Source organism: Gottfriedia acidiceleris (assembly GCF_004138285.1).
GTDB classification, from domain to species: Bacteria; Bacillota; Bacilli; order Bacillales; family Bacillaceae_G; genus Gottfriedia; species Gottfriedia acidiceleris_A.
Window position 1 is genome coordinate 77,393 of record NZ_SCFN01000012.1, and the last position, 25,066, is coordinate 102,458.

Genomic DNA, 25,066 nt, shown 5'->3' on the forward strand with positions numbered 1-25,066 from the left:
ATGTTTAAAGAATTTAAGGGAGCGAGAAGTTTTGCAAAAAATAAAAAAACATAAGATTTACTTATTAGCTCTTTTATTGCCATTTGTATTGTTTGTAATAGGTTTTGAATTAGGGCCAATGATGGCAATGATTAAGAATGGTTTTTATGCTGATGACGGAAAACATCTTACTATTAATCAATATATAACTATATTTAAAAGTAAGTTTTACTTACAAGCTATTAAAAATAGTATAGTTATTTCTATTATTTCGGCAGTTATTTCGATTCTAATAGCTGTTGTCATGGCTTATTCTTTTACAAAGTTTTCACGTAAAATACAAAATCGTCTATTAATGATTGCTAATATGACTTCAAATTTTGAAGGAATCCCTCTTTCTTTCTCATATATTATTTTACTTGGAAACAACGGATTGTTTACTTTGCTTTTTGCAAAACTTGGTTGGAATTTATTTTCTGATTTTAATTTATATTCATGGACCGGACTGATACTTGTCTATATTTATTTCCAAATTCCTCTAGCAATATTGTTGATTTATCCTTCGTTTCAAGGAATTAAACAACAATGGAAAGAAGCCTCTGCGTTATTAGGAGGATCAACAATATCATTTTGGCTAAGAATTGGAATTCCAGTACTCTTACCAAGTATAGTAGGTACATTTAGTATTTTATTTGCTAACGCTATGGGAGCTTATGCTACAGCCTACGCATTAGTTGGTAGCAATTATAATTTATTGTCATTGCAAATTGCCTCACTTGTCGCAAGTGATGTTACATTAAAACCACAATTAGGTAGCGCACTAGGAGTCCTTCTAGCAACTACAATGATAGGTTCGATGTGGATTAATGAAAGAATGATGCGTCGCATTAGGAGGGATTTACGATGAAATTATCATCAACGTATTTTAAATTATTAGTTGGATTACTTGTAATCTATTTATTAATTCCGCTAGTAGGTACATTTTTATTTTCAATTGCAAATAAATGGGATCATTCAATATTACCTGAAAGTTATACATTAAATTGGTATATTGAATTATTTCAAGATGGACGATTTTTTGATGCTTTTCAACGAACATTATTTTTAATTGTCATAACTGTCTTTCTAAGTGTTTCAATCATGCTTCCAACAATCTTTATCATAACGGTATATTTTAGTAAATTTGAAGGAATTCTCCAAGCAATTGCGATGCTTCCATATGGCATTCCACCTATTGTAGGAGCAGTTGGGTTAATTAAGCTATATTCTGATGGCCCATTGCAAATTGCAGGTACTCCATGGATATTAATTGGAGCTTACTTTATAACGATTCTGCCATTTATGTATCAAGGTATTCGTAATAGTCTTAGAACATTAAATGCCATTCAACTTGTAGATGCAGCAGAGTTACTTGGTGCAACTAAATTTCAAGCATTTAGAACTGTTGTACTTCCTAATATCTTATCTGGAATATTAGTTTCAAGTTTATTATCTGTAGCTCTTTTATTTAGTGAATTTGCTTTTGCTAATTTACTAGTAGGAGGAAGATTTGAGACCCTGCAAATATATCTTGTCGATAAATTAAATAGCAGTGGACATTTAACAAGTGCCATAGTTATTACTTATTATTTAGTGATTTTACTCTTAACTGGAACGGTCTTAAAACTCTCGTTTAGAGCTAAAAAAAATCCAGTTATGTTAAATAAAAAGTGGTCTATTTTAAAAAAACAAAGTCATTATAAAAATACAGCAATAGAAGGTGAAGTTAAATGAGTTTCGTAACTATTGATCAAGTGACTAAAAAATTTCAAAATCAAGTCGTATTAAATAATATTTCCTTAACATTTAATAAAGGTGAATTCGTGACGCTTCTAGGTCAAAGCGGATGCGGAAAGAGTACTTTATTACGTTCTATTGCTGGTCTTGAAGAAGTTGATGTAGGAAATATATTAATTGATGAGAAAAACATAACAAATTTACCTCCACGCCAACGTGAAGTAGGTATGGTATTTCAGTCTTACGCACTTTTTCCAAATATGACAGTGATTGAAAATATTGCATATGGTCTAAAAATGAAAAAAGCTAAAAACATTCATGTAAGAGTAAAAGAGATGATTGGATTAGTAGATTTATTAGGTAAAGAAGAATCATACCCTCACCAATTATCAGGAGGACAACAACAAAGAGTTGCTTTAGCTCGAGCGCTTGTCATGGAACCAAAAGTACTTTTATTAGATGAACCGTTAAGCGCATTAGATGCAAAAATTCGAAAAAGCTTACAAAAGGAACTAAAAAGAATACAGAAAGAATTAGATATTACAACAATTTTCGTTACACATGATCAAGAGGAAGCAATGACAATGTCCGATCGAATTTTTGTTATGAATAATGGAAATGTAGTACAAGCAGGTACGCCTTCTGAAATATATACAACACCAGTAAATAAATTCGTAGCAAAATTCATCGGAAATTATAATGTTTATGAGATGGACGTTTTCAATAAACTTATTCGTAGTAATGAATTAATTGGAAATGATGTAGCTATACGACCTGAAGTTTTAAAAATAGTAGCTGTAGGGGATGATCGAATGGATTTACAGCGAAACTGGGGAATTAAGGGGGTTATTACAGATGTTACTATGACTGGTAATGTTTTAAGGTACGAAGTTGAAACCGAAGAATCTTCATTTCTAGTAGACAATCTTAACCACCGAGGAGAAATGTTTCAGCAAGGGGCGCATGTTAACATTGTTGTACCAAAGAAAGAATGCGTTATTTTATAAATTATTAAAGTTTCTGGAGGATTAAAATGTCTGTTTTACCTGAGGAAAGAAAAAACGAGATTTTAAAAGAACTTCATAAAAATGGAAAAGTTAAAGTTGTTGAATTAGTTGAACAATTTAATGTATCAGAGGAAACGATTCGTCGAGATTTAATGATATTAGAGGAAAAAGGTCTTTTAAAAAAGGTGTACGGTGGAGCAATAAAAGCAGTTTATCAAAATGAGGAACCTCCTTTTATGCAGCGTACGACTGTGAATCAGGAAGCAAAAGTTAAAATTGGTAAAAAAGCCATAGATCTAATTTCCAATGGAGATGTAATTGCAATTGATGTAGGCACAACAATGCTTGAATTTGCTCAGTGTATTGAAAATAAAAAAGACATTACGATATTGACTAATTCATTACCAGTGTCTTCTCTGTTAACAGAATCATTAAATCAAAATAAATTTACCGGACAAATACTATTACTAGGTGGAATAGTTGATCCAAAGCAACAGTCAATTAGTGGAAGTATTACAGAACAACTATTGAGTCAATTTAATATTGATAAGGCATTTATTTCAGCGGGTGGAGTTTCAACTCAAAACGGAGTAAGCAATTATCATTTACATGAAACCTTAGTTTCTCGAAAAATGGTGGAAGTATCAAAGCAAGTCATTTTATTAACAGATTACTCGAAAATTGGTGTAGATACATTTTGTAAAGTTTGTTCTCTTGAAAAAGTAGATGTAATCGTGTGTGATCATTCATTTCCTGAAGAATGGAATGAGCATGCAAAATTGGAAGAAATCAAATGGATTCAAGCAAATTAAAAAAAACGGACAATATAAAAATTATTTTTTTATGTTAAATGGACAAGAACGTAACTAATGAACCGTTTTTGTCCTTCCTAAGCATGCAATTCGAGTGATGCCCGATTTTTGAACACTATTAAACTATATGAAAAGCATAATGGATTAAAGGGGATATAATCAATGAGTTTCATTGCAATAGATTTAGATGGAACATTATTAAATAACGAGAATGAAATTAGTGAGGAAAATATTAAAGCAATTAAATTTGCTGGTGAAAATGGAATTGAAATAGTTATTTCAACCGGTCGAGCGTATTTTGATGTTCAAAAAATTTGTGGAGAATCTAGGCTATCATCATATGTGATCGGAACAAATGGAGCAACTATCCATTCTAAAAACGGAGAATGTATCTCCTCAATTACAATTTCAAAAACTAATGCTGAACAAATCATAAAGTGGCTTGATGAGGGAAACTATTATTTTGAAGTTTTTACAGATAAAGGCATTTACGCTCTTAAAGAAAGAAGAGAACTTTTCCAAAATGAGATTAATAGCCTTAAAAAAGTTGAGTTAGATAAAGAAATGAAGGAATTAGTTAATGTTGCTGAAAGACAATTCGATCAGTTTGGGTATGTTTTAGTTGATCATTATCAAGAAATAATTCAACGAAATGAAGAAGTTAATAATATATTAGCATGTACGTTTGATAAGAAAAAATTAGAAGAAGCTAGAAATCAATTTAATAAATGTAATGAGTTAATGGTTGTTTCATCTGCGGAGCATAATATTGAGATTACGAGTCGCTCTGCATCAAAAGGATTAGCATTAGAAAAATTAGTTTTTTTATTGAGGGGTTCATTAGACCAGTCCATGGCTATTGGAGACAGTAATAATGATATTTCGATGTTTGAAAAAGTAGGATATAGTGTTGCAATGGGGAATGCAAAAGAAGATATCAAAGCAATTTGTACAGAGACAACTCTAAATAATTATGAAAATGGTGTTGCTCATGCTATTTATCGATATATTGATACTTTTGTAGTTCAGAAATAAAAAGTTTGGAAATAGTGTTTCTATGTTAAATTGATAGTGAACTTTTTGCTCTAATCGAAGCAATGGTAATCGAGTAAACAGAAACATGCCATAGATATAATTAATAGGCGAGATAATTGGAAAGGTGCTTTCATTTTGAAAGTATCTTTTTTATTGTATATTAAAAATATATTTAAATAACTTAATAAAACATTAGACCAGTGAATGGGAGTTACAGCAATGAAAATAATAATAGGTTCTTTAAATCCGACAAAAGTAGAAGCGGTACAAAAAGTCTTTAAACAGTTTAAAGTTGAGGGACTAGATGTTCCATCCAATGTTTCAAACCAACCGATGACTGACCGTGAAACGATGGAAGGTGCGATTAATCGAGCACACAATGCGAAACGGGATGGGAATTCTGATATTGGCATAGGTTTGGAAGGGGGAGTAATCATTGAAGATGATCGATTATTTCTTTGTAACTGGGGAGCACTTGTATATGAAGATGAAGTAATATTAGCCAGCGGAGCAAAAATTTTATTACCTAGCGAATTTATTAATGAGCTACGAAATGGAACTGAGCTAGCTCTATTAATGGAACGATATACGAATGAAAAAGATATACGTAGTAAAGAAGGGGCAGTAGGTGTATTTACAAATGGCCGAATTACTAGGACAGAAATCTTTGAACATATTTGTGAATTACTATTTGGACAATATGAATTCAAGAAACGAAAAGAAGAAAACAATTGAGAGTCGTCCTTTTTGCATATCGATAAAAATAAGATAAAATAAAAGAAAATGAATTAAGCGAGGGAAAAAGAATGGAAAAGATTACATCAGTTGAACAATTCGAACAAGCGAAACAAGGAGAAAAAGTGGTTTTCCAATTTTCAGCAGATTGGTGTCCAGATTGCAGATTTTTAGATATGTTCTTTCAAGAAATAATTGATGAAAATAAAGATTTTACGTTTTATTATGTAGATCGTGACCAATTTATTGAATTATGCCAAAATCTAGATATTTTTGGCATACCAAGCTTTGTAGCGTTTAATAATGGTGAAGAAATCGGTCGTTATGTAAATAAGGATCGTAAAACAAAAGAACAAGTAGAACAGTTTCTTGAAGGATTAAGAGGCTAATAAGGTAGGTAAAACAATTGGCTAAAAAAACAACACTAGACTTAAAAAAAATGATAGAAAACCGCCTTGGAAATGAAGATTGGCGTTTTATCTATGATCGTGAAAAAGAAGACCTTCGAATTGAAGGGATTGAAAGTAATAAAGGGATGAGTGTCTCTTTAAATAGTGCAGTAGCAAAGTATGAAGCAGAAGGCGAAGAGGCATTTAATGAATTAATTTATTATATAAAAGAAGCACTTTCTGCAATGCACTCTGAAACTGTATTTCTTGAAGAACAAATTCGACCAGTTATTCGAGCTACATCGTTTCCGACAGAAAAGGAAGAAGGAAATTTATTTGTAACTGATGAGCATACTGCAGAAACTAGAATTTACTATGCTATTGATTCAGAAAAAACGTATCAACTAATCGATGAAAATTTATTAGTAAAGTCAGGTTATACAAAAGAGCAGCTCCATTCTATTGCTTTATTTAATTTAAGAAAAATGCCTGTTCAAGTAAAAGAAGATATTGTTGCCGATAATACTTTTTATTTTGTACGTACAAATGATGGATACGATGCGAGCAGAGTACTGAACAGTACTTTTATAAAAGAAATTCAATCAAAAGTAAAAGGTGAATTATTAGTAGGAATTCCTCATGGAGATGTACTAATCCTTGCTGACATTCGAAATAACATAGGTTATGATATAATGGCGCAAATGAATATGAGTTTCTTTGCAAGTGGGAAAATACCAATTACATCATTGTCATTTGCTTACGAAAATGAGAAGCTAATGCCAGTATTTATTTTAGGGAAACAAAAGAAGCAATAGAGAGGAAGAAATCAGTGAATATTTTTTATAACAAAGAGGGAATCGGCGATACTCTATTAATTACATTAAAACAAATTCCATCAGAAGATCGTCAAGTTGAACGAAAAGGGAATATTGCACGCGTATATAGTGTAGTTACGAATGAAACGGTTGCTATTAATGTATTTGAGGCGTCTACTTATGTAGATGTTCAAGAAAATGGTATCGTTACGATTACTGAACACATTGTTAATACGGTTAATGAACTACTAGCAAAAGAAGGATTTGAAGATACATTAGTATTGGATCTTTCACCTAAATTCGTTATTGGATATGTGATCGAAAAAGAAAAACATCCAAATGCTGATAAATTAAATATTTGCAAAGTAGATGTTGGAACAGATACATTACAAATTGTTTGTGGTGCTCCAAATGTTGAACAAGGACAAAAGGTTGTTGTTGCAAAAGTTGGTGCAGTTATGCCATCTGGATTAGTCATTAAGGATGCTAATTTACGTGGAGTGGATTCATTCGGTATGATTTGCTCTGCACGTGAACTTGATCTACCTGACGCTCCACAAGAAAAAGGGATATTAGTTCTAGAAGCTGATGCTGAAGTTGGAAAAGCTTTTTTTAACTAAATAATTGATCGTATAAATGCTAGGCCATTAATTGGTCTAGTATTTTTTTATGTTTTTCAATAAAAGAATTATTATTTTAATAATAATTTGATTAAATTATATATTTGATATGGAAATATGATTGAACTAGCGCAATTTGTAATAATAATGTGTTTTTTGTCATTATGTCACATGGTAAAATAAAAGGTATGAAAAGAAATAGAGAGAGTGAGAAAAATGAAAAAATGGTTAAAAAGCCTTTTTAAGGCGAATAGCCTTAATGAGATTGAAGATGAGTTTGAAGAAGGGTTTGAAGAAAATCCTGTTGAGGAGAAAGTATATCAATCACACTCTATCGAAAAAAAGAGAAACGCTTTAAATGAGCGTCCGAAATTTAGATTTCCAATTGAATTAGATGAAGAATTACCGTCACAAAAGCCGATAAAGGAAACAAAAATTGAACCAGTTTTTAAACAAGAAAAAAATGATGATATTTGGCAAAAGTCACCAAACAATTTATCACCAAACAATTTAAATAAAGAATATAAACCTACATATAATCAGAGTAATAATTTTGTAAGAAATACTTTTCAAAGTAATCAATACGATAAAAGTAATTTATCTAGTCGACTTGAAAAAAATCAGGTCTCGAAAAGTGAAGAACCAGCTAAAGTAGAAAAAGAAGAAAAGGTCGATATTGTATTTCGTCCAAAAAGAAAAACACCATTTCGACCAAGTGAATATATTTCACCAATTTATGGTTATCAAAAGCCTACGATAAAAGAAGAAAATGCTACTGATTCTGACCTTTCTTCAACTAAAGAAGAAATGAGAGTTGAAGCTTCTCAAATAAATAATGAACTTGAAAATTCATTTGAAAAAATTGAAATCGACACTTTCGAAAAAGGAAGTTTCGGCATTCAAAATCAAGAAATAATTGAAGTATTAAATCTAGTCGAAAAAGAAGACATTCAAACTGTAGCTAATCAAGTTGAAAAAGAAGATTTACAAACTGAAGTACATCAAAATGAAATAGAACATGCGTTAAAAGTTGAAGAAGTTGAAACTCATGTAATTGAAGCTGAAGAGAAGTATGAAGATTTAGAACCTGTTGATGACAAGACGAGTGAAGGTGCACAGAATGAGGCCCTTCAAATTGAAGCAGCAGTAGAAGTGAAAGATGAAGAAGTACAACTCGACACCTTTAAAATCAAAGCAGAGGCTGATGTTGAGGTTAAAGAAGCACAGCTTGAAGTAAATATTCATGAGTCGGATTTTGTCTCCATTAAAGAAGACGGAGTAAACGATGACCATACTCTTATTAATCTAAATATGGAAGACATCATTGAACAAAATGAGTCGAATGATCACAATGTTGAGACTTTGGTCCAATTTGATGAAAAAGAAGACAAAGGTATTGAGCTCGTACAAAATAATGAAGCGTATGATGTAGCGTCGGAATTAACAGAAGAGTCAGATGTGGATCTAATAGAGATTAAAGAAGAAGTGGTACAGCATGAAAGTGCAAATGAAGAAACTAAAGTAGAAGGATCCGTTGAAATTAATCAACATTCTGATACGAATTCTAATGAACAGATAAAAACTGAAATTGAAACTAATAAAGAGGAATCTGAACCTAAACCAATCGAGAAACGTCAGAAAAAACGCCATTTTCCTTTTAATGTAATGATGCTTAGAAGTGACGTAGAGGCGTCAAGAAAAGCAAATATAATGAAACAACTTCGTGAATTACAAAATGAATCTGTTGCAACAGTAGAAAAGGTAAATGAAGAAGTTGAGACAAAACAAAATGAACAGATGTTCGAGAATGCTAGTTTATCTGTACAAAGTGAAATTTTAACTTCAGAGAAAGTTCAACCAAGTGAAATAATTGCTGAAGCAGTAATTCATGAAATTACTCCTGAAGGAATTCAAGATAAGCCAGTTCTTGAAAATGAAGAAAGTAAAACAGAAACGAATTTAACTAAAGAGATTGGTCAGGCTGATGAGACTAATAGTATAGATAAATTGCCACCAGTACTTTATGAATTACCAGAATTAGATTTATTAGTTGAACCCCCAATTGAACAATTTAATGATGGAGATTGGGTTGAAGATCAAAAACAGCTACTTCAAGAAACATTACTCAATTTTAATGTAGGAGCTAAAGTAATTGCCGCAACTCAAGGTCCAACAGTAACTCGTTTCGAAGTACAGCCTGATCCTGGCGTGAAAGTAAATAAAATAACGAACTTACAAGACGATATTAAATTGAGCTTAGCAGCTAGAGATATTCGAATTGAAGCACCGATTCCTGGTAGAAGTGCCATTGGCATAGAGGTACCAAATAAAGAAAGTAAGCCTGTGTACTTAAGAGAATTAGTTAATCAGGATAAATTTTTGCAAAGCGAGTCACCTTTAACTGTTGCGCTAGGACTTGATATAGGTGGTGAGCCTGTCTTTGCAGATATTTCAAAAATGCCACACGGGCTAATTGCCGGGGCAACAGGATCTGGAAAGAGTGTATGTATTAATTCAATTTTAGTTAGCATTTTATATAAAGCGAAACCTCATGAAGTGAAATTAATTTTAATCGATCCTAAGATGGTTGAGCTTGCACCGTACAATCATATTCCACATCTTATTTCGCCAGTTATTACTGATGCTAGAGCCGCGACTGCAGCTTTAAAGTGGGCATGTGATGAGATGGATCGACGTTATGATTTATTTGCTCATGCTGGTGCAAGAGATATTAAGCGATTCAATGATTTAGCGAAGAAAAAAGGTGCTTATAATGATGAGTTACCTTACTTAGTCATTATTATCGATGAATTAGCGGATTTAATGATGGTATCTCCTGGAGATGTAGAAACTTATATTTGTCGTATTGCCCAAAAAGCGAGAGCATGCGGAATCCATTTATTAGTTGCAACTCAAAGACCTTCAGTTGATGTTATTACAGGTATTATTAAATCAAATATACCGACACGTATTGCGTTTACAGTTTCTTCACAAGTAGATTCTAGAACTATTATTGATATTGGCGGAGCTGAAAAGTTACTTGGACGAGGAGATATGTTATTCTTAGATAATGGAAAATCTCAAGCAATTCGATTACAAGGAGTTTATGTTTCGGATGATGAAATCGAACATGTTGTAGAGATTGTTAAAGACCAACAAAAACCGAATTACTTATTTAACCAAGAGGAACTTGTAGCAAAAGCGGATGCACATGATGTTGATGATGAACTTTTTGAAGAAGCAGTGGAGTTTGTCATTGATCAAAAAGGTGCTTCTGTTTCAATGTTACAAAGACGTTTTCGAATTGGATACAACCGTGCAGCTAGATTAATTGACCTAATGTTTGATCACGGGATCGTATCGAATCAAAATGGAAGTAAACCTCGTGATGTACTGATTACATCATTAGAGGAGTTTCGTTCTGAGTGATAAATTAGAAATTCGATAAAAATTAAGTAACGAATGTTAAAGTTTTTTTAACCCATACTAGAAAAAAAAGAACGATACTTTTCAGCAGGTGAAGATTCATGGAAAAAGAATTAGATTTAAAATTACAAGGTAAAATAAGCCGATTAACGAACCAAACATTTAAATTTGATGAGAGAATCGGAGAGGGCTGGTTTTCAGCTGTATATTTTTTAAAAACTAGAGAAATCATTCGAAAAAAGAAGCCAGATACAGAAGTAACAATGCAATTTTTCCAAAGAGAAAGTGCAGTATTATGTGGCACGGATGAAGCAATTGCGATTTTACAAACTTTTGCAGATCATCCAGAAAATCTTATTGTTCATTCATTAAAGGATGGAGATATGATTGAACCATTTGAAACTGTATTAACAATTAAAGGTAAATATGCTGATTTTGGCTATTTAGAGGGAATTATTGATGGTATTTTGGCTAGACGTACTTCTGTTGCTACTAATGTATACAATGTAAAACATTCTGCAAAATCTGCAGGCATTAAAAAGCCTGTTATTTTCATGGGAGATCGTGATGATCATTTCACGACACAAGCAGGTGACGGTTATGCTGCATTTATCGGTGGAGCAACTGCACAAGCAACTCATGCAATGAATGAATGGTGGGGCAATGAAGGTATGGGTACAATGCCTCATGCACTGATCCAAATGTATAATGGTGATGTTGTGGAAGCTGCGCGTGCATACACAGAAGTTTATCCACAAGATGATTTAATTGTCTTAGTAGATTATAATAATGATGTCATAAATGACGCTTTAAAGGTTGCACGAGAATATGGTAGTAAATTAAAGGCTGTACGTGTAGATACATCGAAAACAATGATTGATCAGTATTTTATTGGTAATCCAGAATTATTAGGAAGTTTTGACCCTAGGGGTGTAAATCCTCCATTAATTTTTGCTTTACGAAATGCACTAGATCAAGAAGGGTATCAGCATGTACAAATTGTAGTAAGCGGTGGATTTACTGTAGAAAGAATCTTAGCTTTTGAGAAACAAGGTGTACCAGTAGATTTATATGGTGTAGGCGGAAGTTTATTAAAAGTTAATGTAGGCTTTACAGGAGATAATGTCGAGTTAAATGGTGTGCAACAAGCGAAAGCTGGAAGAAAGCTTCGTGAAAATCCTCGATTAGAAAGAGTAGAAATGAGCCCTAGACTATAAAGGGACAAAAAAATCAATTTAAGATTGATAGTATTTTAATATAAGCAAATAACTTAAAGTATTTATCTTTCCATCTATTTCCTAATAGTGTGACTTAAAATAAATAGTCCTATGGGAGTTAAAGTGATATAATACTAATTGCGTAAAAATTTAAGTTAGTTATCATTTAAAAAATAACTAGACTCGGCAAAGTAACAATGCATCAAATTTATAAAATATTGATGCCATTTCTTTTATTCACACATATACTGTCTAAGAGATAGGCCGTTGTATTAGTGATCGATTTTGGAGGTTCTTTTAATATGACAGTTTACCATTTTGTAGGAATTAAAGGTACTGGAATGAGTGCTTTGGCACAAATATTACATGATTCTGGTTTGACCGTGCAGGGATCAGATTATGAAAAGCACTTTTTCACTGAAAATGAATTACGAAAAAAAAATATTACGATTTTACCATTTGATAAAGCAAATATTAAAGAAGGCCAATTCGTTATAGCAGGTAATGCATTTCCTGATACTCATGAAGAAATTGCAGCTGCTATTGAAAAAGGAATTCCGATGGCACGCTATCATAAATTCCTAGGGGAATATATGAATAAATTTACTAGCGTTGCAATTACTGGAGCACATGGTAAAACCTCTACGACAGGTTTATTAGCCCATGTAGTTTCTGGTGCGCGTCCAACTTCTTTTTTAATTGGAGATGGTACTGGTAAAGGTGAAAAGGACAGCGAGTATTTCGTATTTGAAGCTTGTGAATACCGTCGTCATTTTCTTTCATACTTTCCAGACTATTGCATCATGACTAATATTGATTTTGATCATCCGGATTATTATAAGAGTGTAGATGATGTATTCGATGCTTTCCAACAAATGGCTGATCAAGTAAAGAAAGGTATTATTGCATGTGGAGATGACGAACATCTTCAACGAATTTATGCAAAAGTACCTGTAATGTATTATGGATTTAACGAGGACAATGATTTCCAAGCTCGTAATATCGAAAAACATACAAATGGTACAACATTTGATGTATTCGTCCGTAATACGTATTACGCTACTTTTGATATTACAGGATATGGTGATCATAGTATTTTAAATGCTTTAGCAGTAATTGCGCTTTGCCATTATGAAGAAATCGATGTTAATATTATTAAAGCAAGATTATTAACATACGGTGGCGTAAAGCGTCGTTTCAGTGAAAAACGCTTCGGAGATCAAATGTTAATTGATGATTATGCTCATCATCCAACTGAGATCCAAGCGACGATTCAAGCAGCACGTCAAAAATATCCTGATCGTGAAATCGTAGCAGTGTTCCAACCACATACATTTACACGCACAAGTAAATTTTTAGATGAATTTGCTGGTACATTAGAAAAAGCAGATAAAGTTTACTTATGTGATATTTTTGGTTCTGCAAGAGAAGATAAAGGTACTTTAACAATTGAAGACCTTTCTTGTAAAATTGCAGGTGCTGAACTATTGACTGATGACAATATCAGCAATTTACAAAATCATAAAAATAGCGTATTAATTTTTATGGGTGCTGGAGATATCCAAAAATACCAAGCAGCATACGAAAAACTATAAAAACTATAAAACCCGTTTATGAATAATCATAGACGGGTTTTTTGTTTTATAGAAAAAGCTTGTTTTACAAAAATTGCTTAGTTAAGAAGGTAAATTGTAAAAACAAAAAGAATATGTCATACGAATGAAGTAGGTAAGGAGTGAAATGATTGAATAATCATTATGATGTAATTATTGTTGGAGCGGGCTCTATGGGAATGGCAGCAGGATACTACTTATCAAAAGGAAATCAAAATACATTATTAATAGATTCTTTTGATCCACCTCATAGCTTAGGTAGCCACCATGGCGATACTAGAATCATTCGTCATGCATATGGAGAAAGTAGAGAATACGTGCCGCTAGCATTGCGAGCACAACAATTATGGGAAGAACTAGAACAATTGTCTGGAAAACAATTATTCTCGAGAACAGGCGTTTTATGTGCTGGTGCACCTGGCTCGACTTTTACTAATGAAGTAATAAATAGTGCAAAAGAATTTTCGTTGCCGCTAGAAATAATAAATAGTGAAGAGATTAATGCAAGATGGCCGGGCTTACGTTTACCTGAAGGATTTATTGGTTGTTTAGAAACGTCTTCCGGAATTCTTTTTAGTGAAGAATGTATTCGAGCGTATAGAGAACTATATATCCAGAAAGGAAATAGTCTTAAAACAAACTCGCCTGTTATAGATGTTGAAGTAGGTACTAATAAGACACTAGTTCGTACAGAGAATGCTGTTTACACAGCAGATAAACTTGTAGTATGTGCAGGAGCTTGGTCTGGTAAAATTCTTGAAAAGACTGGTATTTATATACCTGTAAAACCTATACGTAAAACAGTTGCTTGGTTTGAATGTGATCATCAGCTATATGATTCGAGTTCGCTACCGGCATTTACAATCGATCTAATTGATCGACATTATTACGGCTTTCCAAGTCTGCATAATAGCGGACTGAAAATTGGTCGACATGATGGAGGACAAATTGTCGATCCGAATCAATTTAATCGAGAATTTGGAGAGTTCATAGAAGATGAAACGGACCTGAGAAATTTCTTAAGCGAGTATATGCCACTTGCAAATGGTAGATTAGTAAAAGGTAAAACATGCTTATATACAATGACTCCGGACGAGCATTTCATTATTGATCAGCATCCAGAATACAAAAATTTAATCATTGCCACTGGTTTCTCTGGACATGGCTTTAAGTTTGCAAGTGTTGTAGGTGAGATTATTGCAGACCTAGTAACAAATCAGAAATCTGCTTTTGATTTGAGTATGTTTTCATTAAATCGTTTTTTAAGCAAGAGATTGTAAATTTTTGGAGTACAAATAAAAATGTTCAAACTGCAAATAAGCCTACGAATCATGTAGAAAAGGTGTGAATGGATCAAAAAATAGAAGGAATAACAGTAAAACAGATTGAGATACAGTCTAATCTATAGAAAATCGATTAAATATAAAAATACTTCTAAATTAATGTTGAAAAAATGGTTCGAAAATTATATCACTAAAGTTCATCGTTTATACGAAGTTCACATTGTGTTCGTCTTTCCCGATGTTGAGTATGTTAGATTGATTATGATAGATTTCTGAGAGATAGCCAATAAGCTATCTCTTATTCTTTTAAATTCTTTTCCACTTACCTTCATCATTCTCATAAATCCTTCATCCCCTGCACTTAATATTTCAGCAATATTGTGCTAGTAATCCGAAACTTTATCTAGAGATAATTTAAAGAGTAATAATTATAATTTATTAAAAATACTGAAAATTTTGGAAGCGCTTTAGGAACGGTTTAGTAAGTAGTTATTTTAATACTTACTATTTTTTACAATTTATTTTATCTGAAAAATCAAAAAGGGGGTATTCTTTTGAAGGAAAAAAAATTTATGATGGATGATGCACCGCTTAATAAATTCCATATTCGGATTACGACACTTACTTTTGGATCAAATTTTTCGGATGGTTATGCTTTAGGAATTATAGGCATGGCACTTTCACTCCTAGGTCCACAGATGAAATTAAATTCTGTATGGGAAGGATTAATCGGTAGTTCCGCATTAATCGGACTTTTTTTCGGTAGTTTGTTTCTTGGCGGATTATCAGATCGCATTGGTAGGCAAAAAATCTATTTAGCAAACTTTGTTATTATTACAATCGCATCTGCCCTGCAGTTTTTTGTTCACGACCCATATACGCTTTTTGCATTAAGGATTTTAATCGGTATTGCACTTGGAGGAGATTATGCTGTAGGGTCTACTTTACTAGCTGAGTTTGCACCTAGAAAGTATAGAGGTATGTTATTATCTTCATTAAACGTTTTATGGACAGTTGGATATGTTGCTTCAAATCTAGTTGGTTATTATTTAGAAAAAACAGGGCCAGACGCATGGCGTTGGATGTTAGTGAGTGCAGCAATTCCTGGTCTAGTTGTTTTGCTTTTACGTTTTGGAACACCTGAGTCTCCACGCTGGTTATTAAAGATGGGCCGTGTTGAAGAAGCACGTGCTATTGTAAGAAAGTATATTGGTGAAAATGCTGTAATGGATGAATCAGTGGATAATTCTAAACATGCATACAAGGTTAGAGATTTATTCAATAAGCAGCTTTGGAAACGTACAACATTCGGATCACTTTTTTATATGTGTCAGGTTGTTCCATATTTCGCAATCTATACATTCCTACCAACTATTTTAAGTAAATTGGGATTTGAAGAAACATTTGGTGTAGACATAGTTCTAAACCTGTTCCTTCTGGTAGGAGCGTTAGCGGGTGTATGGTGTACTGAAAAGTTAACTCGTAGAGGTTTTACTATTAATACATTTATTATTTTAACGATTTCATTATTCGCATTAACAGTTTTACCACAAGGTCTACATACAATTGCAATTATTGTGTTTGCAATCTTTACATTTGTAATGTCGGCGGCTTCTAATTTAACATTAGTGTATCCTGCTGAACTATTTCCAACCGAGGTTCGTGGAACTGGAGTTGGTTTGACAACAGCAGTTAGTCGAATTGGCTCAGCTATTGGAACATTCCTTTTACCGATAAGCGTTAGCTCAATGGGGATGGCACCTTCTATGATTGGAATGTCTATTATTCTATTCATCGGTACAATTGTTTCGATCGCTTGGGCTCCAGAAACAAAATCACTTTCATTAAATGAAGCTAGCAATCCGTTACTTGAAGAGGATCAGCCTGAGCCAAATCAACAATCCGTTTCAAGTCACTAACTTAAGATAGTTCAAAGTAAGAGGTGTTTTGATGACCAAGAACGATTTTATTCATCCAAAAAATATTAAAGAGGTTATTCTTGGAGACCATGAGTTATCAATTAATGAAGTAATTGCTGTTGCAAGATATGGTGCAAAAGTATCATTTACAGAAAACTATTATCTTAGAATAAATATGTCTCGTAATTTAATTGAAAAGTTTCTTGAAGAAGAAAGAGCGGTTTATGGGGTAACTACAGGATTTGGAAGCAATGTAACCGAAGTGATTTCAAAGGAAGATGCTCATACACTTCAACGAAATATTGTTCGTTCTCATGCTGTTTCTGTGGGTGAACCACTTGAGAAAGAAGTGGTAAGAGCCATTCAATTAATGGTTTTAAATAATATAGGTAAAGGTTATTCAGGCGTTAGAATAGAAGTGTTAGATCTAATAGCTGCCATACTTAATCATGATATATTGCCGTTTGTACCTGGTGAGGGATCTGTAGCATATTTATCACCTGAGGCTCATATGGCGCTAGTGTTAATGGGCGAGGGAAAAGCTTGGTATAAGGATGAGTTATTAAGCGGCCACGAAGCATTGGAGCGGGCTGGACTAAAGTCAGTGACCTTCGAGTGTAAAGAAGGACTAGCACTATTAAGCGGTACTACATCTGTAACAGCATTCGCTATACTTTCGATATATAATGCAATTCAAGCCGTTAAAACAGCGGATGTCACTGGTGCTATGTCATTAGAAGCACTAAAGGGAACGATAAAAGCCTTAGATCCTCGTCTGCACTCGGTAAAAAAACATGTGGAACAAGCAAAGACAGCTAGAATCGTTTCAAAAATACTAGATGGAAGTGAGATTGCCGAACAGTATAAAGACTATCGATTACAAGATGCACTAAGTCTTAGATGTATACCGCAAGTTCATGGAGCAGTTAAAAAGGTATTTAAAAATGCATTGGAAAATATTCAAAATGAAATGAAGTCTTCAAGTGATAATCCGATTATATGGCCAGAGGAAGAAGACGGGCTTGCATTAATGGGTGGAAATTTTGATGCTTCCTATGTGGGGATTGATGCAGACACTATTTGTATAGGTATGGCAAACTTAGCAAAAATAACAGAACGTCGTATTGATCGATTAGTAAATTATCATGTAAGTGAGCTTCCTAGTTTCTTAGTTGTCGATCCTGGTTTAAATAGCGGATATATGATTCCACAATATACTGCGGCAGGATTACTCAATGAAATAAGGGTTCTGTCGCATCCAGCAACGATTGATAATACATCTACATGTGCAAATCAAGAGGATGTTGTTAGCTTTGCTTATTTTGCTGCTAGGAAAGCTTATCAGATTTCAAAAAAACTTGAACATATAGTAGCAATCGAACTAATGGTTGCCACTCAAGCACTAGAATTCCATGATTCACTAAAACCATCACCGGTAACAGCAAGTGTACATCAGTTAATTAGAAATCAAGTTCCAGCAGTTGAAGAGGATCGCTATTTTTATCATGATATTGAAACAATACGTAATCAAATTCATGATGGAGACATTGTTAAACTTGTTGAAGAGAAAATAGGCGCTATGGAATTATGAAATTTTTAAGGGAGCAGTTATACTCTAAGAGTACGACAGCTTCTTTTTTTATGGATCAATCATTTTCGATACTACTACTAGATGTTCAACTAAGAAAAATCATAGGCTAAAAAGGAGATATTAAGATGAATCGAAATGCTACTCAATCAGCTTTTTCAAATTTGTTACTCTCTGGTACGCTCGTCCATATAGGAACTTTTGATGAAGTTCAAAAAAGATGTGGCATTAATACTTATCCAAATGTTGTAATGGTGATTTCAATCGATCGCTATCCTGATTTAGCAGTAGAAAACCCAATTCAGTGGAAAAAAGAAATTGGCCATGAACTAATAAATCAAATTGATCAGACGATCGGAGTTTCTTATTTATGGAACTGGGTAGAGGAAGGTGTGCTTGCACTTCTAATTGAGCTAGATCATAAAGATAGTGAAATCGAGTTCAATAAAAAGATTTATAGAATGGCAGAAGAAATTCAAAATTCATTGGATAGGGCTCAGATTACCGTTTCAATTGGAATAGGTAAAAAATATAGTGATCCTTATTTGTTATACCACTCTTTTGAAGAGGCTAGAAAGTCAATGTCAGGTCGTTTTTTTCAAGGGAACAAACTGATATTTCATAGTGGTATTAAACCAGTGGAAGAAAATACACTAAGAGCACTATCAACCGAGGATCGTATTGAATTATTAGCACTTGTACGAATTGGTGATGAAGAAGGTGTAGTGAATCAATTAAAAAGTTTCCTCGAAAAGGTAGCAAATGCATGCCGATTAAATGAAGATGTATTTAAGACTGAGGTAGTCGATTTAATTATGTTAATTTCTAGGGTTGTAGTAGAGTCAGGCGTGAATGCAACACTCATCATGTCAAAAAACGCTCAAATAATCCAGGAACTATATCATATTATTCGCTATGATAAATTTGTAAAAAAGGTTTGCGAATATGCTTACTGGCTAACGATTCAAATAGCCAATTCATTTAATAATCAGATGACTCCTGTTATTCGTAAAGCAACTAAGTATATTCGAGAAAATCATCAAACTAGTATAACACTAGAAGAAATTGCTCAATATTGTTGCGTAAGTAAATATCATTTCAGTCACCTTTTCAAAAAAGAAATTGGCACTAGTGTGATCGATTTTTTAAATAGAATAAGGATTGAAAAATCAATGTTTTATTTAGAAATGACTGATTTAACCATGCAAGAAATTGCTACACGAATTGGTTTTCAAGATTCGAATTACTTTAGTCGTATATTTAAAAAATACATAAAAAATAGCCCTTCTGAATATAGGGCTACTAAATATCCACATTTAAATTTAGTGTTAGAAAATTAAAATTAGGATGCAGAGTTTAAGGTTAAGGAAATTGTTTTAATAAACTATTTTTTACCCTTAATCCTGCCTTTCTAATCTTGTTGCATAAGGGTAAAGTGGATCTAATAATTGGAATTCATAAGTAATTCCGTCAACTTTACCTACCACTTTTTCACTGTCATAAAGGTCCAACATGAAACCGGCCATTTCTTTTGCAGTATGATATTTTGGTAGAACGCCTTCAAATTTAATATTTTCTTCTAAATCATATGATACTTTTGCAAATTCTGTTTCAGTTGCAGCTGGTGCTAATACTTTTGCTTGCATTTTTGCACCTTTCTCTTTTAATTCATGAGCTAGCCCTTCTGTAAAGGCACTTACATAGAATTTAGTCGCACAATATGTGATGGCGTTACCAATAATTGTATATCCTCCACCAGATGAAACATTGATGACTTTCGTACCTTCGACTGTTGAATAATCGCGTACATATAGTGAAGTTAAAATCGTTAAAGCTTCAATATTCAAATTAAGCATACTTTCAATCTTTGCTAAATTTTGTTCACCAACTGAAGCGAAATTACCAAAGCCTGCATTATTAATCCAAGTTTCAATATCATATTCTTTAAGGTCTTCATATAATTTAAATGCATTTTTAACAACAGATAAATCTGCAGTTTTTATGACTACATCAAGATCTGTATTCAATTTAGCGATTTCTGATTTTAATTTTTCAAGTTCTTCCGTTCTACGAGCAACGATGACTAAATTTTTTCCACGTGCAGCAAACGCAAGAGCTGATTCATAACCAATTCCTGAACTAGCACCTGTAATGACAGTATATTTTTTCATCTAAATTCCTCCCAATAATTTGGTTTATACTAAAATTAAATTAATTGTGTAACAGTTACGGATTCATTATACTGGTTAGAGTAAACTCTAAGTCAAACTGTTTTTATTTTTGACTCAAACTGGAGGTACTTATGTATTTAATTGGTGAAGTCGCTCAGATGTTAGGAATAAGCACACATACATTACGCTATTATGAAAAAGAACATATCATTCTTCCTAATCGAAATGCAAATGGTGAAAGAATGTATTCTGAATCACACATTCAGTGGTTAAAATTTGTACTAAAGTTAAAAGAAACACAAATGCCAGTTAATAAGATTAAGGAGTATGCTCATTTATATACAGAAGGTGAGCACACATCTTTGGCTAGGTTGAATCTATTAGTTGAGCATAAACAGTCTATTGAACATCAGCTTAAAACATTAGAAGAAACGAATAAAATGTTAGAGAATAAAATTAATTCTTATAAAGAGGTAATTCATAATAAAAACATAATCAATAAATAAAACCTTATTGGAGACTATCCCAATAAGGTTTTTATTTTATTCAACTCTTTCTTTTTTTCTTAAACCCGCAAATCCTAATAATCCAAGAAGTCCAAGCCAGCCATAATTGAAATGGTTATTATCGGTATTGTCAGTTGTATTTAAAGTGTTAGTAACAGGAGTAGGCGTTACACTTACATTTCGACGATAATAATTTCCATCATTATTAACAGGATTATTTACTCCATTATTGTTATTTAACATGTCATTTGTTGTATTTTTTATATTATTTTTAGTATTATAATACCCTTCTTTAACCGTATTTTTTGTATCATAATACCCTTCTTTAACCGTGTTTTTCGTATTATTTACAACGTGGTTTGGATCATTAAAATCATTGTCAAAATCTCTTTTGATATGTTTACCATTATGATCATAGCTTGGTTCTAATTGTGTAGCGTCAGGTCCCGTTGAAGCAGCATGAACATTGGCTGAAATGATAAATGATAATGATACAGTGCATAATGTAAGACAAATTTTATTCATCTTTAACCCTCCTTCTTTATGCATTAATATTTTGTGCATCTTTAGAAGGAATATATGTGGCAAAAAAGTCCATTAAATAAAAGCTCTAGTTTTATTTGAATTTGATGAATTGTACCAGAAATAACAAAGTGCGGTAATTAATAACAAATCAACAAAGTCCCCTCCATAATACATTAAGACTGCACCAAATTGAACATCATTAAAATCGAAACTGTCTAATGGATTTGAAAAAAGCAACTTCGATAAAATATCATGACCTGCTAATGCAAGAACCATAATAAATGAGCGAAAGAAATAACTGTATTTATGAGAGATCGGTTCAATCGCAATGATTGAGATTGTAAAAAGATATCCTGCAAAAAACAAATGGATATGTACAAAATTTAACCAAAAGGTACTTTCATGAATTACATTAAACACTGTAGAGGTATACAATACCCAAAGTCCTCCGATATTTAAAAGCAATGTACTAATAGGATGAGTTAATAGTCGAACAGGAGCACATCTTAAAAGACGGGACACACGCCTTGCATGTTGTGTTTTTAATGATGTTAATAATAATGTAATCGGTCTAGATAAAGCGATAAAAAAGGGAGCGAGCATTCCTAGTAACAAATGCATTATCATATGGAAAACAAAAAGATGGTGACTTAGTTTTGCAATTGGTCCAACTATAGAAACTAAAATACAAACAAACCCTGTTACCCATAAAATAGAGCGTAATTTTGGCCATGGCTTTTTTTTATGTTTCATTGCAGCAGCCAAATATACAACAATAGAAAGTAAAATTAGTAAAATAATGAATAGATCATACGAATTGAAGTAATTATCTCTCAAAATGACCACCTTTATTTCGAGTTTTAAATATTAGAATGCAACCTATTAAAGTCATAATAGTAGCAGTAATATTCCAAGTTAAATCATATGGCATAATATCGACGTTATATCTAATTTGATGAAGCTTCATCCATTTATGCTGTACTGTTCCATCATAGAGTTGAAACAAACCTGCTCCGAGTAAAACTCCGCCTATCCATCTTTTAATATAGAGTGATTTTTTTCTCCTTAAATTTGCAAACATAAATAAGGAGCCAATCGTTGCGAACCAACTAAAGGCATGAAAAAGACCATCAGAGATAAGCCCTAGACTTGTTGTAGACTTATCGTAAAAATGATGCCAATGAAGAAGTTGATGAAAAACTGCTTCGTCAAAAAATGCTACCAATCCAAGGCCAAATAAAATTCCAGACCATAAATTTAATTGAAAATAATTAGCTGAATTCTCTTGAGTAGTTATAAATACTCCTCCTTTTAAAAATGGTATATTTTTCATTTTGCCCCACTTTTACCTATCAAATCGCAATTAGTAAAAATTACAATTCGACCAAAAAGGTTACTTGGGAAATATAAAGATTGTGATTGTTTTTAGTTACACAAAACGCGGAGGTTATATGGATAAAACACAAACGCGGAGTTTATGGGCGCTATCTACAGTACCTCTAGTAATGACTTTAGGTAATTCAATGTTGATTCCCGTACTTCCAAAATTAGAACAACAATTAAATATATCTGGCCTTAAAGTTTCAATGATTATAACTGTTTATTCAGTTTTTGCAATCATTCTTATCCCTATAGCTGGTTATCTATCGGATTTATTTGGAAGAAAAAAAGTAATCATTCCAAGTTTAATTATTGCGGGAATTGGTGGGTCCCTAGCCGGCTTTGTTTGTTGGAAACTAGAAAATCCATACGCGTGGTTAATTGTTGGGAGAATCATTCAGGGTATTGGTTCTGCAGGGGCAATGCCAGTTGTTATTCCTTGTGTGGGAGATATGTTTAAGGATGAAAATGAAGTTAGTAAAGGATTAGGCTTAGTTGAGACATCGAATACCTTTGGGAAAGTACTTAGCCCAATACTTGGTTCTGCATTAGCAGCGATAGTTTGGTATTTACCATTTTTATCAATACCGTTCCTTTGCTTAATATCAATTATTTTAATTTTAATTTTTGTAAAACCTCCAAAACAACCTATGAGATCAAAAAGAAAAGATAAAAGAAAGAAAAAGTTTAAAATGTTTATCAGATCAATTCGGAAAATATTTCGAAATAATGGTAAATGGCTTTATACCATATTTATATTAGGTGCCATTATAATGTTTATTTTATTTGGTATGCTTTTTTATTTATCAAAAATTTTAGAAAAGCGTTATCACATAATTGGAATATGGAAAGGTTGTGTGTTAGCGATCCCACTTGCTGCTTTATCCTACACATCTTATAAAACAGGTAAAAAAATTGGAAATCAAAAAGGTGCAATGAAAAAATGCATTGTCATTGGGTTTATCTTCATAAGTCTTTCTTTTGTAGTGCCTATTATCAACAAAGATATCTATATGATTATCACAAGTTTATTGATCAGTGGGATTGGAATCGGAATGTCTCTACCAAGCTTAGATGCATTAATAACAGAGGGGATTGAAAAAGAAGAAAGAGGAACAATTACTTCTCTTTATAGTTCTTTACGCTTTGTAGGTGTAGCAGCAGGTCCACCTACTTTTGCATACTTAATGAAAAAACCAGATAATTATATGATGTATTTTTCCATCTTATTAGCTGTAATTGGACTTTTTTTATCCATAAGGTATATTAAGCCTAAACAAGAACCTATGCCAAAAGTAAAGAAAAAGTTCACTTAATTGAGAGTGAACTTTTCTATTTAGAAAATCATGTTTAGACATTCTAGTAAAGCAAATTGAATTAAACCCTTTCTTTTAACAAAAGCTATTGTAAAAATAACAAAGGTAGTGAATATATGCATACAGTTTGGAAAGGTACAATCAGTATGGGATTAGTTACAATTCCTGTGAAGTTATTTTCAGCAGTTGAGGATAAGGATATAAAGTTTCGCCAATATCATAAGGATTGTAAAACACCGATCTCCTATAAAAAAGTTGCTAGTTGTGACGATGAAGTTACTCCCGAAGAAATTATTAAAGTATTTGAAACACCGAATGGAAGAGTTGTAGAAATAACTGAAGAAGAGATGAATAAATTAAAAGAAGAATTTGAACTGAAAACTGTATCAATTATTGATTTTGTCAAACTTGCAGAAATTGATCCAGTTTATTTTGATCGAACATATTATATTGGTCCGGATTCCGGTGGAACAAAGGCATATGCTTTACTTTCAGAAATATTAAAGAAAAGTAAGAAAATCGGACTCGCAAAAATTACCATTCGTAGCAAACAGCATTTAGCTGCTATTAGGCCATATAAAAACGCGATTATTCTTGAAACATTACATTTTCCAGATGAGATTAGAGCAATCGAAAATCTTCCTGGCGGTGTACCTGAAAAGGCAGGATTGGCGGAGCGTGAATTACAGGCTGGTATGATGCTAGTTGAACAATTAACGACAACGTTTAATCCAGAAAACTATACCGATACATATCGTACAGCTTTAGAGCAATTAATTTCGGAAAAAGTTAATAAAAATGATTATATCGCGACAGGTCAGGAGAAACCGGCAGAACAAAAAAATGTTGTTGATTTAATGTCTGCATTACAAGCAAGTATCGATCGAACAAAAGGACAAGCAACACCTCCGAAAAAGCCTAAAACAAAAGCACCCAAAAAAGCAACAAGCTAAA

23 protein-coding genes are annotated in these 25,066 nt (G+C 32.8%); 19 read left to right on the plus strand and 4 right to left on the minus strand.

Annotation, left to right across the window (positions count from 1 at the left end):
- Positions 1 to 127 precede the first annotated feature (127 nt).
- From EP747_RS16655 to EP747_RS16730, 16 genes are all read left to right on the plus strand, one after another.
- On the plus strand, positions 128 to 886 hold the full coding sequence (locus EP747_RS16655) for an ABC transporter permease (protein ID WP_419179321.1): 759 nt from the start codon (positions 128 to 130) through the stop codon (positions 884 to 886).
- On the plus strand, positions 883 to 1,752 hold the full coding sequence (locus EP747_RS16660) for an ABC transporter permease (protein WP_129691233.1): 870 nt from the start codon (positions 883 to 885) through the stop codon (positions 1,750 to 1,752). The genes EP747_RS16655 and EP747_RS16660 overlap by 4 nt, the downstream gene beginning before the upstream one ends.
- Positions 1,749 to 2,762 (plus strand): ABC transporter ATP-binding protein, encoded by a 1,014-nt coding sequence (locus EP747_RS16665; RefSeq protein ID WP_129691234.1) that lies wholly within the window; start codon positions 1,749 to 1,751, stop codon positions 2,760 to 2,762. Before EP747_RS16660 ends, EP747_RS16665 begins: the two co-directional genes overlap by 4 nt.
- A 26-nt stretch (positions 2,763 to 2,788) precedes the next feature.
- On the plus strand, positions 2,789 to 3,574 hold the full coding sequence (locus EP747_RS16670) for a DeoR/GlpR family DNA-binding transcription regulator (protein WP_129691235.1): 786 nt from the start codon (positions 2,789 to 2,791) through the stop codon (positions 3,572 to 3,574).
- A 162-nt stretch (positions 3,575 to 3,736) separates the two neighbouring features.
- Complete coding sequence (locus EP747_RS16675) at positions 3,737 to 4,609, plus strand: HAD family hydrolase (RefSeq protein ID WP_129691236.1); 873 nt, start codon at positions 3,737 to 3,739, stop codon at positions 4,607 to 4,609.
- A gap of 219 nt (positions 4,610 to 4,828) precedes the next feature.
- Positions 4,829 to 5,344: a DUF84 family protein gene (locus tag EP747_RS16680; RefSeq protein WP_129691237.1), complete on the plus strand. Its 516-nt coding sequence runs from the start codon at positions 4,829 to 4,831 to the stop codon at positions 5,342 to 5,344.
- 71 nt (positions 5,345 to 5,415) lie between these two features.
- Positions 5,416 to 5,733, plus strand: a complete 318-nt coding sequence (locus EP747_RS16685; protein ID WP_129691238.1) for a thioredoxin family protein — start codon at positions 5,416 to 5,418, stop codon at positions 5,731 to 5,733.
- Between the two features lie 17 nt (positions 5,734 to 5,750).
- Positions 5,751 to 6,548 (plus strand): DUF1444 family protein, encoded by a 798-nt coding sequence (locus EP747_RS16690; RefSeq protein ID WP_268895667.1) that lies wholly within the window; start codon positions 5,751 to 5,753, stop codon positions 6,546 to 6,548.
- Between the two features lie 14 nt (positions 6,549 to 6,562).
- Entirely contained in the window at positions 6,563 to 7,168 is a 606-nt protein-coding gene (gene ytpR / locus EP747_RS16695) for a YtpR family tRNA-binding protein (protein ID WP_129691239.1), read from the plus strand.
- Between the two features lie 216 nt (positions 7,169 to 7,384).
- Positions 7,385 to 10,597, plus strand: a complete 3,213-nt coding sequence (locus tag EP747_RS16700; RefSeq protein ID WP_129691240.1) for a DNA translocase FtsK — start codon at positions 7,385 to 7,387, stop codon at positions 10,595 to 10,597.
- A 98-nt stretch (positions 10,598 to 10,695) separates the two neighbouring features.
- Positions 10,696 to 11,811 (plus strand): nicotinate phosphoribosyltransferase, encoded by a 1,116-nt coding sequence (locus tag EP747_RS16705; RefSeq protein WP_129691241.1) that lies wholly within the window; start codon positions 10,696 to 10,698, stop codon positions 11,809 to 11,811.
- 302 nt (positions 11,812 to 12,113) lie between these two features.
- On the plus strand, positions 12,114 to 13,406 hold the full coding sequence (murC, locus tag EP747_RS16710; RefSeq protein ID WP_097979199.1) for a UDP-N-acetylmuramate--L-alanine ligase: 1,293 nt from the start codon (positions 12,114 to 12,116) through the stop codon (positions 13,404 to 13,406).
- A gap of 149 nt (positions 13,407 to 13,555) precedes the next feature.
- Positions 13,556 to 14,704, plus strand: coding sequence for an N-methyl-L-tryptophan oxidase (solA, locus tag EP747_RS16715; RefSeq protein WP_129691242.1), 1,149 nt, complete (start codon positions 13,556 to 13,558; stop codon positions 14,702 to 14,704).
- A gap of 557 nt (positions 14,705 to 15,261) precedes the next feature.
- Positions 15,262 to 16,626, plus strand: coding sequence for an MFS transporter (locus EP747_RS16720; protein WP_235832914.1), 1,365 nt, complete (start codon positions 15,262 to 15,264; stop codon positions 16,624 to 16,626).
- Between the two features lie 31 nt (positions 16,627 to 16,657).
- On the plus strand, positions 16,658 to 18,217 hold the full coding sequence (gene hutH / locus EP747_RS16725) for a histidine ammonia-lyase (RefSeq protein WP_129691243.1): 1,560 nt from the start codon (positions 16,658 to 16,660) through the stop codon (positions 18,215 to 18,217).
- Between the two features lie 125 nt (positions 18,218 to 18,342).
- A complete protein-coding gene (locus tag EP747_RS16730) occupies positions 18,343 to 19,554 on the plus strand; it encodes a helix-turn-helix domain-containing protein (RefSeq protein WP_129691244.1) in 1,212 nt (403 codons plus the stop codon).
- A 57-nt stretch (positions 19,555 to 19,611) separates the two neighbouring features.
- On the opposite strand, the gene EP747_RS16735 is transcribed toward EP747_RS16730, so the two are convergent.
- On the minus strand, positions 19,612 to 20,385 hold the full coding sequence (locus EP747_RS16735) for an SDR family NAD(P)-dependent oxidoreductase (protein ID WP_129691245.1): 774 nt from the start codon (positions 20,383 to 20,385) through the stop codon (positions 19,612 to 19,614).
- Between the two features lie 131 nt (positions 20,386 to 20,516).
- Between EP747_RS16735 and EP747_RS16740 the strand changes: the two genes are divergently transcribed.
- A complete protein-coding gene (locus EP747_RS16740) occupies positions 20,517 to 20,891 on the plus strand; it encodes a MerR family transcriptional regulator (protein ID WP_129691246.1) in 375 nt (124 codons plus the stop codon).
- 36 nt (positions 20,892 to 20,927) lie between these two features.
- On the opposite strand, the gene EP747_RS24900 is transcribed toward EP747_RS16740, so the two are convergent.
- The 3 genes from EP747_RS24900 to EP747_RS16755 all read right to left on the minus strand — a co-directional run bounded on the left by EP747_RS24900 (position 20,928) and on the right by EP747_RS16755 (position 22,749).
- Positions 20,928 to 21,416, minus strand: coding sequence for a WGxxGxxG family protein (locus EP747_RS24900; RefSeq protein WP_235832915.1), 489 nt, complete (start codon positions 21,414 to 21,416; stop codon positions 20,928 to 20,930).
- A 72-nt stretch (positions 21,417 to 21,488) separates the two neighbouring features.
- Entirely contained in the window at positions 21,489 to 22,253 is a 765-nt protein-coding gene (locus tag EP747_RS16750) for a cytochrome c oxidase assembly protein (RefSeq protein ID WP_129691247.1), read from the minus strand.
- Positions 22,243 to 22,749 (minus strand): DUF2243 domain-containing protein, encoded by a 507-nt coding sequence (locus EP747_RS16755; RefSeq protein WP_129691248.1) that lies wholly within the window; start codon positions 22,747 to 22,749, stop codon positions 22,243 to 22,245. Before EP747_RS16755 ends, EP747_RS16750 begins: the two co-directional genes overlap by 11 nt.
- A gap of 118 nt (positions 22,750 to 22,867) precedes the next feature.
- On the opposite strand from EP747_RS16755, the gene EP747_RS16760 reads away from it, so the two are divergent.
- A complete protein-coding gene (locus EP747_RS16760; protein WP_235832916.1) occupies positions 22,868 to 24,112 on the plus strand; it encodes an MFS transporter in 1,245 nt (414 codons plus the stop codon).
- Between the two features lie 116 nt (positions 24,113 to 24,228).
- Complete coding sequence (locus EP747_RS16765) at positions 24,229 to 25,065, plus strand: Ku protein (RefSeq protein ID WP_098565907.1); 837 nt, start codon at positions 24,229 to 24,231, stop codon at positions 25,063 to 25,065.
- The last annotated feature ends 1 nt before the right edge of the window (position 25,066 follow it).

Bases quoted from the DNA above. Each gene is read 5' to 3' on its own strand.
- EP747_RS16655 (WP_419179321.1), top strand. From the start codon at position 128: ATGATTAAGAATGGTTTTTATGCTGATGACGGAAAACATCTTACTATT.
- EP747_RS16660 (WP_129691233.1), top strand. From the start codon at position 883: ATGAAATTATCATCAACGTATTTTAAATTATTAGTTGGATTACTTGTA.
- EP747_RS16665 (WP_129691234.1), top strand. From the start codon at position 1,749: ATGAGTTTCGTAACTATTGATCAAGTGACTAAAAAATTTCAAAATCAA.
- EP747_RS16670 (WP_129691235.1), top strand. From the start codon at position 2,789: ATGTCTGTTTTACCTGAGGAAAGAAAAAACGAGATTTTAAAAGAACTT.
- EP747_RS16675 (WP_129691236.1), top strand. From the start codon at position 3,737: ATGAGTTTCATTGCAATAGATTTAGATGGAACATTATTAAATAACGAG.
- EP747_RS16680 (WP_129691237.1), top strand. From the start codon at position 4,829: ATGAAAATAATAATAGGTTCTTTAAATCCGACAAAAGTAGAAGCGGTA.
- EP747_RS16685 (WP_129691238.1), top strand. From the start codon at position 5,416: ATGGAAAAGATTACATCAGTTGAACAATTCGAACAAGCGAAACAAGGA.
- EP747_RS16700 (WP_129691240.1), top strand. From the start codon at position 7,385: ATGAAAAAATGGTTAAAAAGCCTTTTTAAGGCGAATAGCCTTAATGAG.
- EP747_RS16705 (WP_129691241.1), top strand. From the start codon at position 10,696: ATGGAAAAAGAATTAGATTTAAAATTACAAGGTAAAATAAGCCGATTA.
- murC (WP_097979199.1), top strand. From the start codon at position 12,114: ATGACAGTTTACCATTTTGTAGGAATTAAAGGTACTGGAATGAGTGCT.
- hutH (WP_129691243.1), top strand. From the start codon at position 16,658: ATGACCAAGAACGATTTTATTCATCCAAAAAATATTAAAGAGGTTATT.
- EP747_RS16730 (WP_129691244.1), top strand. From the start codon at position 18,343: ATGAATCGAAATGCTACTCAATCAGCTTTTTCAAATTTGTTACTCTCT.
- EP747_RS16735 (WP_129691245.1), bottom strand. From the start codon at position 20,385: ATGAAAAAATATACTGTCATTACAGGTGCTAGTTCAGGAATTGGTTAT.
- EP747_RS16740 (WP_129691246.1), top strand. From the start codon at position 20,517: ATGTATTTAATTGGTGAAGTCGCTCAGATGTTAGGAATAAGCACACAT.
- EP747_RS24900 (WP_235832915.1), bottom strand. From the start codon at position 21,416: ATGAATAAAATTTGTCTTACATTATGCACTGTATCATTATCATTTATC.
- EP747_RS16755 (WP_129691248.1), bottom strand. From the start codon at position 22,749: ATGAAAAATATACCATTTTTAAAAGGAGGAGTATTTATAACTACTCAA.
- EP747_RS16760 (WP_235832916.1), top strand. From the start codon at position 22,868: ATGGATAAAACACAAACGCGGAGTTTATGGGCGCTATCTACAGTACCT.
- EP747_RS16765 (WP_098565907.1), top strand. From the start codon at position 24,229: ATGCATACAGTTTGGAAAGGTACAATCAGTATGGGATTAGTTACAATT.